Origin of the sequence: Mycobacterium xenopi (assembly GCF_009936235.1) — a bacterium.
Taxonomy (GTDB): Bacteria; Actinomycetota; Actinomycetes; order Mycobacteriales; family Mycobacteriaceae; genus Mycobacterium; species Mycobacterium xenopi.
In genome coordinates this window covers 2,637,499-2,652,464 of the sequence record NZ_AP022314.1, presented here as the reverse complement: position 1 = coordinate 2,652,464, position 14,966 = coordinate 2,637,499, and the positions used below count along the sequence as shown (strand labels likewise).

Sequence of the window (14,966 nt, the reverse complement as noted above, 5' to 3'; positions counted from 1 at the left end):
ATGAAGCCGGGGCCCGTGCGCGACCGCGTGCTGACGGTGCCTAACGCACTGAGCGTCCTCCGCCTGGCGCTGATCCCCGTGTTTTTCTACGTCCTGCTGGTGGCGCACGCCGACGGTTGGGCGGCGGCGATCCTGATTTTCAGTGGTGGGTCCGACTGGGCCGACGGCAAGATCGCGCGGTTGCTGAATCAGGCGTCCAGATTGGGGGAGTTGCTTGATCCGGCGGTGGACCGGCTTTACATGGTGACCGTGCCGATCGCGTTCGGGCTCCGCGGGATCGTGCCGTGGTGGGTCATCGGCACCCTGCTGGCACGCGACGCGCTACTGGCCGCGACTCTGCCGCTGCTGCGCAGCCGCGGGCTGACGGCACTGCCGGTGACCTACATCGGCAAGGCCGCGACGTTCGGGCTGATGTCGGCGTTTCCGCTGATCTTGCTGGGACAGTGGCATGCGTTGTGGAGCCGGGTGTTGCTGGCGTGCGGTTGGGCGTTTTTGATCTGGGGCTTGTACGTGTATCTGTGGGCATTCGTGCTGTACGTGGTGCAGGTTGTACTCGTGATGCGCCGAATGCCCAAGGTCGGGGCGTCGGCGGCAGAGAGCGCAGACGATGGGTGACCAATCGCTGGGCGGCTACGACCCCGAGGCGGGCCGCAGCGCTCACGAGGCCGGGCGACCGCAACTCATCCCCGTGCCGTCGCTGCTGCGCGCTGCTCTCCGAACACCTCGATCCCGGCTACGCCGCAGCGGCCGCCGAACGCGCCCGCGCCAGCACGCCGCCGACCCGCCGGGCCCGCGTGCTCGCGCGAGTCTGGCAAGCGGCGGCGGCGTTGTTGGTGGCAGTGGTGTTCGCCGCCGCCGTCGCTCAGGCCCGCATGGTTGCCCCCGGCGTCAGCGCGGCCCAGCAGGTGCTGGCGGCCGGTGTGCGCGCAGCGGAGGCATCCACCGGTGAGCTCACCGCGCGCCGCAACGCGCTTGCCGCCCAAGTCGACGACGTGCAGCGGCGCGCACTGGTCGCCGACGCGCAAGGGCAGCGGCTGCTTGGTGGCCTCGACAAGCTGGAGTCGACATCGGCCAGCACCCCGGTCATCGGTCCCGGTCTGACCGTGACGGTGACAGATCCGGGTGTCAGTCCTAATTTGTCGGACGTTTCCAAGCAGCGGGTGCCCGGCGGCCGGCAGATCATCCTCGACCGCGACCTGCAGCTGGTGGTCAACTCGTTGTGGGCCAGCGGCGCAGAAGCCGTCGCGGTCGGCGGTGTCCGGATCGGGCCCAATGTCACCGTCCGACAGGCGGGCGGCGCGATTCTCGTCGACAATAATCCGATCAGCAAGCCGTACACGATCCTGGCCGTGGGGCCGCCGCATGCAATGCGCGACCTCTTCGATCGCAGCCCGGGTCTGCATCGGCTCCGGCTGCTGGAGGTCTCTTACGGTGTCGGCGTGGCCGTCAGCGTCGGCGACGGACTGGCGCTGCCCGCGGGTGCCGTGCGGGATGTTAAGTTCGCCAAGCAGTTTGGGCCCTGAACATCGACGGGAATTGTGTGATGACACTAGCACCAACAACCGCGACGGCACCGGCCGGGCAGACATGATCGGCCTTGCGGCACTCGTGGTCGGCATTGTGCTGGGCCTGGTGTTCCACCCCAGCGTGCCCGAGGTCATCCAGCCATACCTGCCCATCGCCGTGGTCGCCGCACTCGACGCGGTGTTCGGCGGGTTGCGGGCCTACTTGGAGCGGATTTTCGATCCGAAGGTCTTCGTGGTGTCGTTCGTGTTCAACGTGCTCGTTGCCGCGCTCATCGTCTACGTCGGCGACCAACTCGGCGTCGGAACCCAGTTGTCGACGGCGATCATCGTGGTGCTGGGTATCCGGATCTTCGGTAACACCGCCGCCTTACGGCGTCGGCTGTTCGGGGCCTGACAGCGATGACCGATCAACCGGCAGCACGTGGCGGCGACAACGGCGAGCAACGCCACGACTCCCGGGCTGCGGGAGGCGCGCCGCACGGGCGCCACGAACTGCCGCCGGACTATCCACGGCCCAAGCTCGGATGGCTGCGACGATCCGACCTCGGCGGCGTATTCCGCCGCGGCCGTTCACAGTTGGTATTCGGCGCGCTGGCAATCGCGCTGTGCTTCGTGTTGGGCGTGGCGATCGTTACCCAGGTTCGGCAGAACGACTCCGGTGATTCACTGGAAACCGCCCGCCCCGCCGATCTGCTGGTGCTGCTGGACTCGCTGCGGCAGCGTGAGGCCACGCTGAACACCGAAGTCGCCGACTTGCAGCGGACATTGAGCTCGTTGCAGGCATCGGGTAGCAGCAACCAGGCTGCCATCGACAATGCCCAGGCCAGGCTGGCGGCACTGTCGATCTTGGTGGGTACCGTCGGCGCCACCGGCCCCGGCGTCAGCGTCAGGATCGACGATCCGGGTCCGGGTGTCGCGCCGGAGGCGATGCTCGATGTGATCAACGAGCTGCGCGCCGCCGGCGCCGAGGCCATCGAGATCAACGACGGGCACCAGGCACTGCGGGTCGGTGTCGACACCTGGGTACTTGGTGCTCCCGGCGCGCTGGCTATCGACGGAAAAACCCTGTCTCCGCCGTATTCGGTTCTGGCCGTTGGTGATCCGCCGACGCTGGCCGCGGCGATGAACATCCCCGGTGGCGCGGTCGACAGCGTCAAGCGTGTGGGCGGCCGAATGTCGGTGCAACAGTCGGATCGCGTTGACGTCACCGCCTTGCGACAACCGAAACCACGCCAATACGCTCAGCCAGTCAAATAAGTGATGCCGACCAGAACAGGATGACCGTGACCGAAATCCCGCCCGATCTGCACTACACCGCCGAGCATGAGTGGGTACGGCGCACCGGGGAAACTACCGTGCGGGTGGGGATTACCGACTTCGCGCAGTCATCGCTCGGCGACGTCGTGTTCGTGCAGTTGCCCGAGGTCGGCACCGACGTAACCGCGGGGCAATCCTTCGGCGAGGTGGAATCAACCAAGTCGGTGTCGGACCTGTACGCACCGGTCTCAGCGAAAGTGATTGCTGTCAACAAAGATTTGGAAACCAGCCCCCAACTGGTGAACTCCGACCCATACGGTGCGGGTTGGTTGCTCGACCTTGAGGTCGACGGGAGCGACACCCTCGAACAGGGATTCGCCGCGCTGCTCGACGCCGATGCCTACCGCGGGACGCTGACCGAATGACGATTGTTAAGGTCCCCTTCGCTGACCGGGGCGACCGCACGATTGGTGCAGTACCAGGGCAGCAGCCGGGCATCGGGTCCAGCGATCCTGCGGTGGTTGGCACATTGGGCACCGGTGCGCGGTACGGTCGAGACAACGAGGGAAAAGCGGCCGATGACCGGACCCGCGGGCCGGTCAGACGACACTACAGCGGCCAGTGAGGAGCAGCCGGTGACGGAGAAGGAAAACGACCAGAACTCTGATGAAGTCACCGTGGAGACGACATCGGTCTTCCGCTCGGACTTCCTCAACGAACTGGAGGCACCCGCCGAGGCTGGCGCCGAGACCGCGGTTTCCGGGGTCGAGGGGCTGCCAGCTGGCTCGGCGCTGCTGGTCGTCAAGCGGGGTCCGAACGCAGGATCCCGATTCCTGCTGGACCAACCGACCACCTCGGCGGGCCGGCATCCCGACAGCGACATCTTCCTCGACGACGTCACCGTAAGTCGCCGCCACGCCGAATTCCGGCTGGAAGGTGACGAGTTCCATGTCGTCGACGTCGGCAGCCTCAACGGCACGTATGTCAATCGCGAGCCAGTCGACTCGGCGGTGTTGGCAAACGGCGACGAAGTCCAGATCGGGAAGTTTCGCTTGGTGTTCTTGACCGGTCCCAAGCCCAGCCAGGACGGGGGAGCTGCTAGCCCGTGACCGCGCCTGACACGCCCGCGCTGACCGGGATGTCGATCGGAGCGGTGCTAGAGCTGCTGCGGCCGGAGTTCCCGGACATCACGATCTCCAAGATTCGGTTCCTGGAGGCCGAGGGGTTGGTCACCCCGCAGCGCGCCGCGTCAGGGTATCGGCGGTTCACCGCCTACGATTGCGCCCGGCTGCGCTTCATCCTCACCGCGCAGCGCGATCACTACCTGCCCCTGAAAGTGATCAAGGCGCAGCTGGACGCCCTTCCCGACGGTGAATTGCCACCCTCCGGATCGCCTTACGGTGGGCCGCGATTGGTGTCGATCGCAGGCGCCGCCGCGACGGACGACACCGCATCGGTGGCCTCGACGCAAATCCGGCTCAGCCGGGAGGACCTGCTCGAGCGCTCAGGGGTCGACGGCGAACTGCTGACCGCGCTGATCAAGGCGGGAGTGATCACCACCGGGCCGGGTGGTTTTTTCGACGAGCACGCGGTCGTCATTTTGCAGTGCGCGCGGGCCCTGGCCGACTACGGCGTCGAGCCGCGGCACTTGCGGGCATTCCGTTCGGCCGCTGACCGGCAGTCCGACCTCATCGCTCAGATCGCCGGGCCAGTGGTCAAGGCCGGCAAGGCAGGTGCCCGCGACCGCGCCGACGACTTGGCGCGTGAGGTGGCGGCGCTGGCGATCACCTTGCATACCGCGCTGATCAAGTCTGCCGTACGCGACGTTCTTCGCCGGTGAGGATTAGACTTCGTTCGGGAGCTTGGTGTTCGGCGGGCTGACGTTTCGCAGTCCCATCACGCCACGCCAGGTCGAGTCGGACACGACGTGCGGAGGGCAGACACACATGGGTGAAGTTCGCGTGGTCGGCATTCGGGTCGAGCAGCCGCAGAACCAGCCGGTGCTGTTGCTGCGCGAAGCAAACGGTGACCGGTATCTACCGATCTGGATCGGCCAGTCGGAGGCCGCGGCCATCGCCTTGGAGCAGCAGGGTGTCGAGCCGCCCCGTCCGCTGACACATGACTTGATCCGCGATGTGATTGCCGCCCTTGGCCATACCCTCAAGGAGGTGCGGATCGTCGACTTGCAGGAGGGGACCTTCTACGCTGACCTGATCTTCGACCGCAACATCAGGGTGTCGGCGCGGCCATCGGACTCGGTGGCCATCGCGCTGCGGGTCGGCGTGCCGATTTACGTCGAGGAGGCCGTGCTCGCGGAGGCGGGTTTGCTGATACCGGACGAGAGCGACGAGGAACCCACCAGCGCGGTGCGTGAGGACGAAGTGGAGAAGTTCAAGGAATTCCTTGACAGTGTGTCCCCCGACGATTTCAAAGCCACCTAGTCCGGTGACGATGCGGGCCGCGAAGCGGGCTGAGGAGGAACCGGACGATCGAACCTAGTCCGGTGACGATGCGGGCCGCGAAGCGGGCTGAGGAGGAACCGGACGATCGAACCCAGTCCGGTGACGATGCGGGCCGCGAAGCGGGCTGAGGAGGAACCGGACGATCGAACCCAGTCCGGTGACGATGCGGGCCGCGAAGCGGGCTGAGGAGGAACCGGACGATCGAACCCAGTCCGGTGACGATGCGGGCCGCGAAGCGGGCTGAGGAGGAACCGGACGATCGAACCCCCATAGCGGACGGTGCGTTCGGCGCCGTCCGCTATGTTACGGATGCGTCTCATGTGTGACTTGGGCCTCGACACGCCCCCCGGATAGCGTCACGCAACCCCGATCCCGGCCATACTTTGATGGCGGCTTGATCGTGACGAGGAGCACGACGGCTTGTCGAAAAGCGTATGCTCTCAAGCACTCGGGCCTGACCAAGCGCGGCTGCAGGGCAGTCAGTGACATCGGCGAGAGGAAGCATCGTGGGCGACCAACCACGTCAAGATCAGCTAGACCTTGAGTCCGGGTCCGCCGAGGGTGAGGGCGCTGCCCCAAAGCCGGACGACCCCGCCGCTTCCGCCCCGAGCGAACCGGTGCAAGCCGGCCTGTTCCCAGACGACTCGGTGCCCGACGAGCTCGTCGGCTACCGCGGCCCCAGCGCCTGCCAGATCGCCGGCATCACCTACCGCCAGCTGGACTACTGGGCACGCACATCGCTGGTGGTGCCGTCGATCCGCAGTGCGGCCGGCTCCGGCAGCCAGCGGCTGTATTCGTTCAAAGACATCCTGGTGCTAAAGATCGTCAAGCGGTTGCTCGACACCGGTATCTCGCTGCACAACATCCGGGTCGCGGTCGACCACCTGCGCCAGCGCGGCGTGCAGGATTTGGCTAACATCACGCTGTTCTCCGACGGCACGACGGTCTACGAGTGCACCTCCGCCGAGGAGGTCGTCGACCTGCTGCAGGGCGGGCAGGGCGTGTTCGGTATCGCAGTGTCCGGCGCCATGCGCGAGCTGACGGGCGTGATCGCCGACTTCCCGGGCGAGCGCGCCGACGGCGGCGAGTCGATCGCCGCACCGGAGGACGAGCTGGCCTCGCGGCGCAAGCACCGCGACCGCAAGATCGGCTGACGGGTTTCGCGCGCGATTGCAGTTGCGCGTGTCGCGTGGCGTACGCTGCGCAGACGCCCGCTCGCCATCAGGTAGAGCGGCTCGGTACAATCGGCCCCGCATCGACCCGGCGCGGGAGAGTTCCGTGACCGCCAGCCACGGACGCCGAAGGAGCAACACCTCTCCGTCAACCTCTCAGGCACCCGGACCGCGCCACGACACGATGCCTCTGGAAAGCGGTGACCCCGGTCACCCGCCGATGGGGAAAGGCGCTACGCGCCGAATCTCTCAGGCGCCCGCGAACGGGTGAAGACAGAGGGGAGGGCCAGCATGGTCCTCTGCCGATGCCAGGAGTTTCGCCCGTGTCCCAATTCTCATCGTTCGCCGACCGGCACATCGGCCCGGACGGTGCCGCGATCGCGGCCATGCTCGCCGTCATCGGCGTCGACTCGCTCGACGAATTGGCCGTCAAGGCGGTGCCCGCCGGCATCCTCGACCCGCCGACCGCGGGTGGCATCGCCCCCGGCCTGGACAAGCTGCCGCCCGCGGCCACCGAAGACGAGGCGCTGGCCGAGCTGCGGGCACTGGCCGCCGCCAACACCGTCGCGGTGTCGATGATCGGGCAGGGCTACTACGACACGTTCACCCCGGCGGTGCTGCGCCGCAACATCCTGGAAAACCCGGCCTGGTACACGGCCTACACGCCGTATCAGCCCGAGATCAGCCAGGGTCGGCTGGAGGCGCTGCTGAATTTCCAGACGATGGTCGCTGATCTCACCGGCCTCGAGGTGGCAAATGCGTCGCTGCTTGACGAGGGCACCGCCGCGGCCGAGGCGATGACCCTGATGCATCGCGCGGCGCGCGGGAAAGCCAGCCGGCTGGCCGTAGATGTCGACTTGTTCACCCAGACTGCCGCGATCCTCGCCGCCCGCGCGCAGCCGCTGGGCATCGAGATCGTCACCAGCGACCTGCGCGACGGCCTGCCCGACGGCGAGTTCTTCGGCGTCATCACCCAACTGCCGGGTGCCAGCGGGCGCATCACCGACTGGAGCACGTTGGTGGCGCAGGCACACGAGCGCGGTGCGCTGGTCGCCGTCGGCGCCGACCTGCTGGCGTTGACGCTGATCACCCCGCCGGGGGAGTTCGGCGCTGACGTCGCCTTCGGCACCACCCAAAGATTCGGTGTGCCAATGGGATTCGGCGGCCCCCACGCAGGCTACCTGTCGGTGCACGCCAAGCACGCTCGCCAGCTGCCAGGTCGGCTGGTCGGGGTATCCGTCGATAGTGACGGCGCGCCGGCGTATCGCCTGGCGCTGCAGACCCGCGAGCAGCACATCCGTCGCGACAAGGCCACCAGCAACATTTGCACCGCGCAGGTGCTGCTGGCGGTGATCGCCGCGATGTACGCCAGCTATCACGGCGCCGACGGGTTGACCGCGATCGCCCGCCGCGTGCATCAATATGCCGAACAGATCGCGGCCGCGCTGGGTGATGCGTTGGTGCACGACACGTTCTTCGACACCGTGTTGGCGCGGGTGCCCGGGCGGGTCGATGAGGTGATCGCCGCGGCGAAGGCCAACGGCATCAACCTGTGGCGGTTCGACGACGACCACGTCTCGGTGTCGTGCGACGAGGCCACCACCGACGCCCATGTGGCCGCGGTGCTGCAGGCCTTCGGGGTGACACCGGCCGATCCGAGGTTCACCGATATCGAGACGCGCAGGTCGGAGTTTCTCACGCATCCGGCCTTCACCAGTTACCGCACCGAGACGTCGATGACGCGTTATCTGCGCACGCTGGCCGACCGCGATGTGGCGTTGGACCGCAGCATGATTCCGCTGGGCTCATGCACGATGAAACTCAATGCCGCCGCCGAGATGGAGCCCATTACCTGGCCGGAGTTCGCACGGCTGCATCCCTTCGCGCCCGCCGCCGATGTCGCCGGGCTGCGCGAGCTAATCCATCAGCTGGAAACCTGGCTGGTCGACATGACCGGCTACGACGCGGTCTCGCTGCAACCCAACGCGGGTTCGCAAGGCGAGTACGCGGGACTGCTGGCCATCCGCGACTATCACACCAGCCGCGGCGAACCCCACCGCGACGTGTGCCTGATCCCGTCCAGTGCGCACGGCACCAACGCCGCGTCGGCGGCGCTGGCCGGGATGCGGGTGGTTGTCGTGGCCTGCCGCGCGAACGGCGACGTCGATCTCGACGATCTGCGCGCCAAGGTCACCGAGCACGCAAAGCGGCTGGCCGCGCTGATGATCACTTACCCGTCCACCCATGGCGTGTATGAGCACGACATCGCCGAGATCTGCGCGGCCGTGCACGAGGTCGGCGGCCAGGTCTACGTGGACGGCGCCAACCTCAACGCACTGGTGGGACTGGCGCGGCCCGGCAAATTCGGCGGCGACATCAGCCACCTGAACCTGCACAAGACGTTCTGCATCCCGCACGGGGGCGGGGGACCCGGTGTGGGGCCGATCGTGGCCCGCTCACATCTGGCCCCGTTCCTGCCCGGGCACCCCTATGCCCCGGAGCTGCCCGGTGGGAGACCGGTAGCGTCGGCGCCGTACGGGTCGGCCTCGATCTTGCCGATCACCTGGGCCTACATCCGGATGATGGGCGCCGACGGCCTGCGCCGGGCCACGCTGACCGCGATCGCGTCGGCCAACTACATAGCCCGTCGGCTCGACGAGTACTACCCGGTGCTTTACACCGGCGAGAACGGCATGGTCGCCCACGAGTGCATCCTCGATCTGCGCCCGATCACCAAGTCCACCGGCGTTACCGTCGACGATGTCGCAAAGCGCTTGGCCGACTATGGTTTTCACGCGCCAACAATGAGCTTCCCGGTCACCGGCACGCTGATGGTTGAGCCCACCGAAAGCGAAACCCTGGCCGAAATCGACGCGTTCTGCGAGGCGATGATCGCGATCCGCGCCGAGATCGACAAGGTGGCCGCGGGCCAATGGCCCGTTGACGACAACCCACTGCGCGGCGCCCCGCACACCGCCGAGTGCCTGCTGGTGTCCGACTGGGCTCACCCGTACACCCGCGAACAGGCCGCCTACCCTCTCGGCAAGACGTTCCGCCCCAAAGTGTGGCCGCCGGTGCGCCGCATCGACGGCGCCTACGGTGACCGCAACCTGGTGTGCTCGTGCCCGCCGGTGCAGGAATTTGCGCAGTAGGCGCCCAGGGTCAGCCGAAGCGATCGAGGATCGCCCCCGCGATCCGTTCCGGCGCGTCTTCCTGGATGAAGTGCTTGGCGTTGGGCAATTCGACGACGACGTGATCGGGGAAGGCTGCGCGCATCCGCGGTAACGATTGGCTGGGGGGAAACGCAGGATCCTTCATCCCCCACACCAGCAAAGCCGGTTTGGAACCCAGCCTTGCGGGCACCTCGTTGGAGAGCCGCTCCAGGAGCGGACGCGCGGCCAGGATTTCTTTGGGCAACCGGGCCACACCCACCCGGTCCTGCCGGCTCGGCTGCACCCCGCGGTAGTGTGCCATCACCGCCGGGTCTAGCCGTCGCCCGGTTCCCGCCGGAATCAGCCGCTCGACAAAGAAATTCCGCTGCAAAATCGCGTACTGCATGGGTGCGCTGGACATCACTTTGCTGAATAGTTTCGGCCGCAGGTCATCCGCCGGCCAGAACCAGGTGTTGCCCAAGATGACGCCGCGCACCCGGTCGGCACGGGCCACGTCGACCGCCAGGCTGATCGGGCCACCCCAGTCCTGGCCCATGGTCAGGTAACCATTGAGACCCAGGTGGTCGACCAGGTCACCCACCACACCGGCATGCTCCTCGATCGTGTATCCGAAGCCGGATGGACGCTCCGAGAGCCCGAAACCCAGGTAGTCCGGGGCGATGCAACGGAACTTGTCGCGCAGCGCGACGATGATGTCGCGGTACAGGAAGCTCCAGGTCGGGTTGCCGTGGCAGAACACGATCGGCACACCATCGCCGCTAGTCGGGCCCTCGTCGATGTAGTGCACGCGGCCCCGTGTCGAGTCGAACCAGTGCGACGTGAACGGGTACAGCGACGGATCTGGGGTGAAGTCGACAGCCATTGTGCTCCTCCGGTGCCGCATGTGATCGTAAGCCGAGTAGTGCTTCCGCAGCATGTTTGGGACTGGCGCGTGCCCGGGCGCTCACCCTGCGCAGTTCGTCGGTGCGCAACGGCCAACCGGCTCAGCTTAGGAATGTGGTGATGGCGGTGGCCAGGTCAGGGGACGCCGAGGTCGGCAGGTTCTGGTAGCTGCCGCCACTGAGGCGGGCGACCGCCTCCCAGGTCGGCCGGTCCGGATCGGTGCCGAAGTCGATGATGTTCACCGCGATGGGCTTGGCCGGGTCGACGCTTCGGCGGATGAACTCCTGCAGCCCGGGGCCGTCGAGCGTCTGGTCGGTGTGCGGGCCTGCGGTGATCACCAGCACCGAATTCGTCTGTCCGGCACGGAAATTGGCCACGGCGTCGTTGTAAACCAATCGCAGCGTGGTGAACGACACCGCGCCGCCGGGCGTCGAATACTGCTTGTCCAATGCGGCGCTCAGCGCCGCCGAGCGGGGCTGGCCGTTGACCGGGTCGTCCAGCGGCCCAGTGGAGACCTCGGTCCGGCCTTCTTTGCCGTCGAACGTCCACAGCCCGACCGCCGAGGTCGGCGGCAGCGCGCGGATCCGGTTGTTCAGGGCCACGACGACATTGGCCAACCGCGTCTTGCCGCCCTCCTCGGTGGTCATCGACTGCTCGAGCATGATGGTGGCGACCGGTCCACCCGCCGGGGTGGTCAGTGTGTTGGCCAGGGTGGCGCGCAACGCGTCGTCGCCGACCTTCAGCGTCGACGACAGCGGCGCGAAACTGGTGACGTCGCTTTTCGGCGGCTGCACACCTTGTACGCGGAAGCCGGCCTTGGCTAGCTCGGCCAGTTGGTCGGGTTTGTGCATGAATCGGGCGAACGCGCTGGCGGCGGTGACCTGCTCCTGTGACAGCCACGACCCGCTGAGCAACACCGTCGGATAGTCCGCGACCGCGGCCGGGCCCGGCGGCAGCCACGAACTCAACGCGCCGGAGGCGTCCCCGGACTGGCCGCGCTGGAACAACTGCTGTTCGGTGGTGACCACCGCATGCACCGGCGCGCTCGCCGGATCGCCGGGCTGCAGCAGCGCGTTCATGGCCTCGGTCAGCGAATTGTCGGCCAGCTTCGGCTGGCCGTCGACCAGCATGCGTACCGCGCCGCTTCCGGCGGTGGCCGCGGCTCCGGGCGGCGCCGATGCGGCGGCCACCGCTTCCGCCGCCAAATACGCCGCGTCGCTGTTGCCGCTGAGCGGCAGCGCGAGCCGCAGCGATCCCCACCCGGGCAAATGCAAGCCGGTCAAGGCGTCCGGCTTGGTCTGAAGGCCCGGCAGCGACGCCCAGCTCTGGCCGCTGAGGGCGCGTTGCAATTCCGGCCGCACCGCGATCAGCACCGGTGACGTGACCAGTGAACGGCTATCGCTGATCGTTTGCTGTCCGACCGCTGCCGCGAGCCGTGCCGCCGACACCGAGCTGCCCGGTACCCACAACGCCGGCCGGTCGCCGAGCTCCGCCGGCCAGTTGCCGATGAACCCGTTGACGACGGCATCGGAGCTGGCGGGCTTGACGCTGACCTGCATGCAGTGATCACCGACCGGGGTGGCCGACTCGTTATAGCGGTCGCCGAACTGCTGCACACGGTCAGCGATCGACGCGTCCGCGATGACGGCGACGTTCTCCTTGGCACCGATGCAGCGCGTGGCAGCGGTATGGGAGCGGTGGGACAACGCATCGCCGAAAAACCGCCACAAGATCACCGTGGCCACCACGACGACGACCACCACCAGGGCCGCGACCACGCCGATGCTGACGCCACGGCGCCCGCCCTCGCTGCGGTGGCCGCCGCGCCACTGGCTGCGGTGACCACCGCCGGTGGGTGGGGGTGTTGCGGCCGCCGGCTGGCCGGCCCGAGAGAAATCGGGGTAATCCGCGTCGGGTTCGCCGGGGTAGGCGCCGCCGGGCTCGCCGCGCTCGACCACGTCGTCGAACACATCATCGGACACGTCGTCGAATGCGTCGTCGACGAAATCCTCCGGGTAGTCGTCGCGCGCGGCGCCCGCATACCGCGCGTAGGACGGCCGCGGGGGGTAGCCGGCAGTATCGGGGCCACTAACAAGGTGGCGGCCCGTATCGTCATCCGAGCCCAAGTAGTCGTCCGTCAACTCGTCGGACGGTTCGGCGGCGGAATCCTCGGGCTCGGGCATGCTGTGCCTACCCATGCCGGTGCCTGCACCCTCTCCGTGGACCTATCATCGCGCTGGTGCCGATTCGGCGCCGAGTCTACTCATCGGTAGCTACTACATTCGCAGCCGAATCACCCGCCGGCGGCATCGCCGAACCGGGCTTTGAACTCGCGGCGGCGTCGGTGCAGGATCGGCTCGGTGTAGCCGTTGGGCTGCTCGGCGCCGGACAAAATCAGGTCTTGGGCCGCCAGGAAGGCAATGCTGTCGTCGAAGTTGGGCGCCATCGGCCGGTAGGCCGGGTCCCCGGCGTTTTGCCGGTCAACCATCGGGGCCATGCGCTCCAGTCCGGCCCGCACATCCTCGGCGGTAATCACGCCGTGGCGCAGCCAGTTCGCCAGTAACTGGCTGGAGATCCGCAGGGTTGCGCGGTCCTCCATCAGGTCGATGTTGTGGATGTCAGGGACCTTCGACGAGCCGATGCCCTGGTCGATCCAGCGCACCACGTAGCCCAGAATCGACTGGCAGTTGTTGTCCACCTCTTCGCGGATTTCCTCAGGCGCCCAAGCTAATTCCTTGGCCAGCGGGATGGTCAGCAGCTGGTCGATCGTGGCCCGCCGCTGGCCGGCCAGCTCCTTTTGAACGGCCGCCACGTCGACCTGGTGGTAATGCAACGCGTGCAGGGTCGCGGCGGTGGGCGAGGGGACCCATGCGGTGCTGGCCCCGGCGCGGGGCTGAGCGATCTTCTGCTCGACCATGTCGGCCATCAGCTCGGTCATCGTCCACATGCCCTTGCCGATCTGGGCGTGGCCGGCGAAACCGGTGGCCAGGCCGACGTCGACGTTGTTGTCCTCGTAGGCCAGGATCCACGGCTGGGTCTTCATGGCACCTTTGCGCACCATCGGACCGGCCTCCATCGAGGTGTGGATCTCGTCGCCAGTGCGGTCCAGGAAACCGGTGTTGATGAACACGATCCGGTCGGCGGCGGCCTTGATGCAGGCCTTGAGGTTCACGGTGGTGCGCCGCTCCTCGTCCATGACCCCGACCTTGAGGGTCTTCTGCGGCAGCCCGAGCACGTCTTCGACCCGGCTGAACAGCTCGGTGGTGAACGCGACCTCGTCGGGGCCGTGCATCTTCGGCTTGACGATGTAAATCGAGCCGGTGCGGCTGTTGAGCAGCGGCCCGTTGGCGTCGGAGGCCTTCAGCCCGTGAATGGCGCACAGGCCGGTGAACAGCGCGTCCTGGATGCCCTCGAACACCGCGTTGCCGTCGCTGTCGACGATGGCGTCGTTGGTCATCAGGTGACCGACGTTGCGCACGAACAACAACGCGCGTCCGGGCAGCACCAGCTCACCGCCGTCCGGGCTGGTGTAGTGGCGGTCCTGGTTGAGCACCCGGGTGAAGGTGCGGCCGTCCTTGTTGACCTCGGCTGACAGGTCGCCTTTGTTCAGGCCGAGCCAGTTGCGGTAGGCGCGGGTTTTGTCGTCGGCGTCGACGGCGGCGACCGCGTCTTCGAAATCGATGATCGTGGTGACCGCCGATTCCAGAATCACGTCTTTGATGCCGGCGCGGTCGGTTTTGCCGACCGGTGACTCCGGGTCGATCACGATGTCGATGTGCAACCCGTGGTTGACCAGCAGCACCGAATCCGGCGCCGCGGGAGCACCGGTGTAGCCGGCGAACTGGGCGGGGTTGGCCAGCGTGGTGTGCAGCCCGTCGGCGAGTGTGGCGACGAGCTGGCCGCCATCGACGGCCAGGCCGGTCAGTTCCGACCAGGATCCATTGCCCAGCGGCACCGCGTCGTCGAGGAACCTGCGCGCATAGGCGATCACCTTGTCGCCGCGAATTCTGTTGTAGCCGGGGCCTTTTTCGGCACCGTCGGTTTCGGGGATGACATCGGTGCCGTAAAGCGCGTCGTACAGCGAGCCCCAGCGGGCGTTGGCGGCATTAAGCGCGAACCGGGCATTGGTGACGGGCACCACCAGCTGCGGCCCGGCCGTCGTGGTGATTTCAGGGTCGACGTTGGCGGTGGTGATCGTGAAGTCGTCGGGTTCGGGCAGCAGGTAGCCGATTTCGGTGAGGAACTGCCGATAGGCCTCCGGGTCGTGGGGCTCGATGACGCGGTGCCGGTGCCACTTGTCGATTTGGGCTTGCAGCTCGTCGCGGCGGTTGAGCAGCTCCTGGTTCTGCCGGGACAAGTCGGTGACGACCTTGTCGACGCCCGCCCAAAAACTGTCCGGATCGATGTCGGTGCCCGGCAGCGCCTCGGTGTTGACGAAGTCGTACAGCACCTTCGCGACTCGCAAGTTTCCCACCGGCACGCGCTCGATCATCA

Annotated in this window: 12 protein-coding genes, 1 pseudogene and 2 riboswitches; of the genes and pseudogenes, 10 read left to right on the top strand and 3 right to left on the bottom strand. The window is 67.2% G+C overall.

Annotation, left to right across the window (positions count from 1 at the left end; genetic code table 11):
* The 10 genes and pseudogenes from MYXE_RS12420 to gcvP all read left to right on the top strand — a co-directional run bounded on the left by MYXE_RS12420 (window position 1) and on the right by gcvP (window position 9,569).
* Window positions 1-615, top strand: coding sequence for a CDP-alcohol phosphatidyltransferase family protein (locus MYXE_RS12420; protein WP_003921788.1), 615 nt, complete (start codon window positions 1-3; stop codon window positions 613-615).
* Window positions 608-1,523 (top strand): annotated as a pseudogene (locus tag MYXE_RS12415) (DUF881 domain-containing protein). Before MYXE_RS12420 ends, MYXE_RS12415 begins: the two are co-directional and overlap by 8 nt.
* A gap of 64 nt (window positions 1,524-1,587) precedes the next feature.
* A complete protein-coding gene (locus MYXE_RS12410; protein ID WP_003921790.1) occupies window positions 1,588-1,920 on the top strand; it encodes a small basic family protein in 333 nt (110 codons plus the stop codon).
* A 5-nt stretch (window positions 1,921-1,925) separates the two neighbouring features.
* Complete coding sequence (locus MYXE_RS12405; protein ID WP_003921792.1) at window positions 1,926-2,783, top strand: DUF881 domain-containing protein; 858 nt, start codon at window positions 1,926-1,928, stop codon at window positions 2,781-2,783.
* Between the two features lie 26 nt (window positions 2,784-2,809).
* Entirely contained in the window at window positions 2,810-3,208 is a 399-nt protein-coding gene (gene gcvH, locus MYXE_RS12400; protein ID WP_085196285.1) for a glycine cleavage system protein GcvH, read from the top strand.
* Window positions 3,209-3,418: 210 nt separating this feature from the next.
* Window positions 3,419-3,892: a glycogen accumulation regulator GarA gene (gene garA, locus MYXE_RS12395; protein WP_039890751.1), complete on the top strand. Its 474-nt coding sequence runs from the start codon at window positions 3,419-3,421 to the stop codon at window positions 3,890-3,892.
* Window positions 3,889-4,623, top strand: coding sequence for a transcriptional regulator FtsR (gene ftsR, locus MYXE_RS12390; RefSeq protein WP_003921797.1), 735 nt, complete (start codon window positions 3,889-3,891; stop codon window positions 4,621-4,623). The genes garA and ftsR overlap by 4 nt, the downstream gene beginning before the upstream one ends.
* Window positions 4,624-4,729: 106 nt before the next feature.
* Window positions 4,730-5,224, top strand: a complete 495-nt coding sequence (locus MYXE_RS12385; RefSeq protein ID WP_003921798.1) for a bifunctional nuclease family protein — start codon at window positions 4,730-4,732, stop codon at window positions 5,222-5,224.
* Window positions 5,225-5,751: 527 nt separating this feature from the next.
* Window positions 5,752-6,399 carry a MerR family transcriptional regulator gene (locus MYXE_RS12380; protein ID WP_003921800.1) on the top strand — a complete coding sequence of 216 codons (648 nt, stop codon included), beginning with the start codon at window positions 5,752-5,754 and terminating at the stop codon, window positions 6,397-6,399.
* A 102-nt stretch (window positions 6,400-6,501) separates the two neighbouring features.
* Window positions 6,502-6,599, top strand: a riboswitch (glycine riboswitch).
* Window positions 6,600-6,702, top strand: a riboswitch (glycine riboswitch). It begins immediately after the preceding riboswitch.
* Between the two features lie 38 nt (window positions 6,703-6,740).
* Window positions 6,741-9,569 carry an aminomethyl-transferring glycine dehydrogenase gene (gene gcvP / locus MYXE_RS12375; RefSeq protein ID WP_112650301.1) on the top strand — a complete coding sequence of 943 codons (2,829 nt, stop codon included), beginning with the start codon at window positions 6,741-6,743 and terminating at the stop codon, window positions 9,567-9,569.
* Between the two features lie 10 nt (window positions 9,570-9,579).
* Here the strand turns inward: gcvP and MYXE_RS12370 are convergent, their stop codons facing one another.
* The 3 genes from MYXE_RS12370 to MYXE_RS12360 all read right to left on the bottom strand — a co-directional run bounded on the left by MYXE_RS12370 (window position 9,580) and on the right by MYXE_RS12360 (window position 14,964).
* Entirely contained in the window at window positions 9,580-10,452 is an 873-nt protein-coding gene (locus tag MYXE_RS12370) for a haloalkane dehalogenase (RefSeq protein ID WP_085196241.1), read from the bottom strand.
* A 121-nt stretch (window positions 10,453-10,573) separates the two neighbouring features.
* A complete protein-coding gene (locus MYXE_RS12365; protein WP_085196239.1) occupies window positions 10,574-12,670 on the bottom strand; it encodes a substrate-binding domain-containing protein in 2,097 nt (698 codons plus the stop codon).
* Window positions 12,671-12,765: 95 nt separating this feature from the next.
* A complete protein-coding gene (locus MYXE_RS12360) occupies window positions 12,766-14,964 on the bottom strand; it encodes a malate synthase G (protein WP_003921805.1) in 2,199 nt (732 codons plus the stop codon).
* Between the last annotated feature and the right edge of the window lie 2 nt (window positions 14,965-14,966).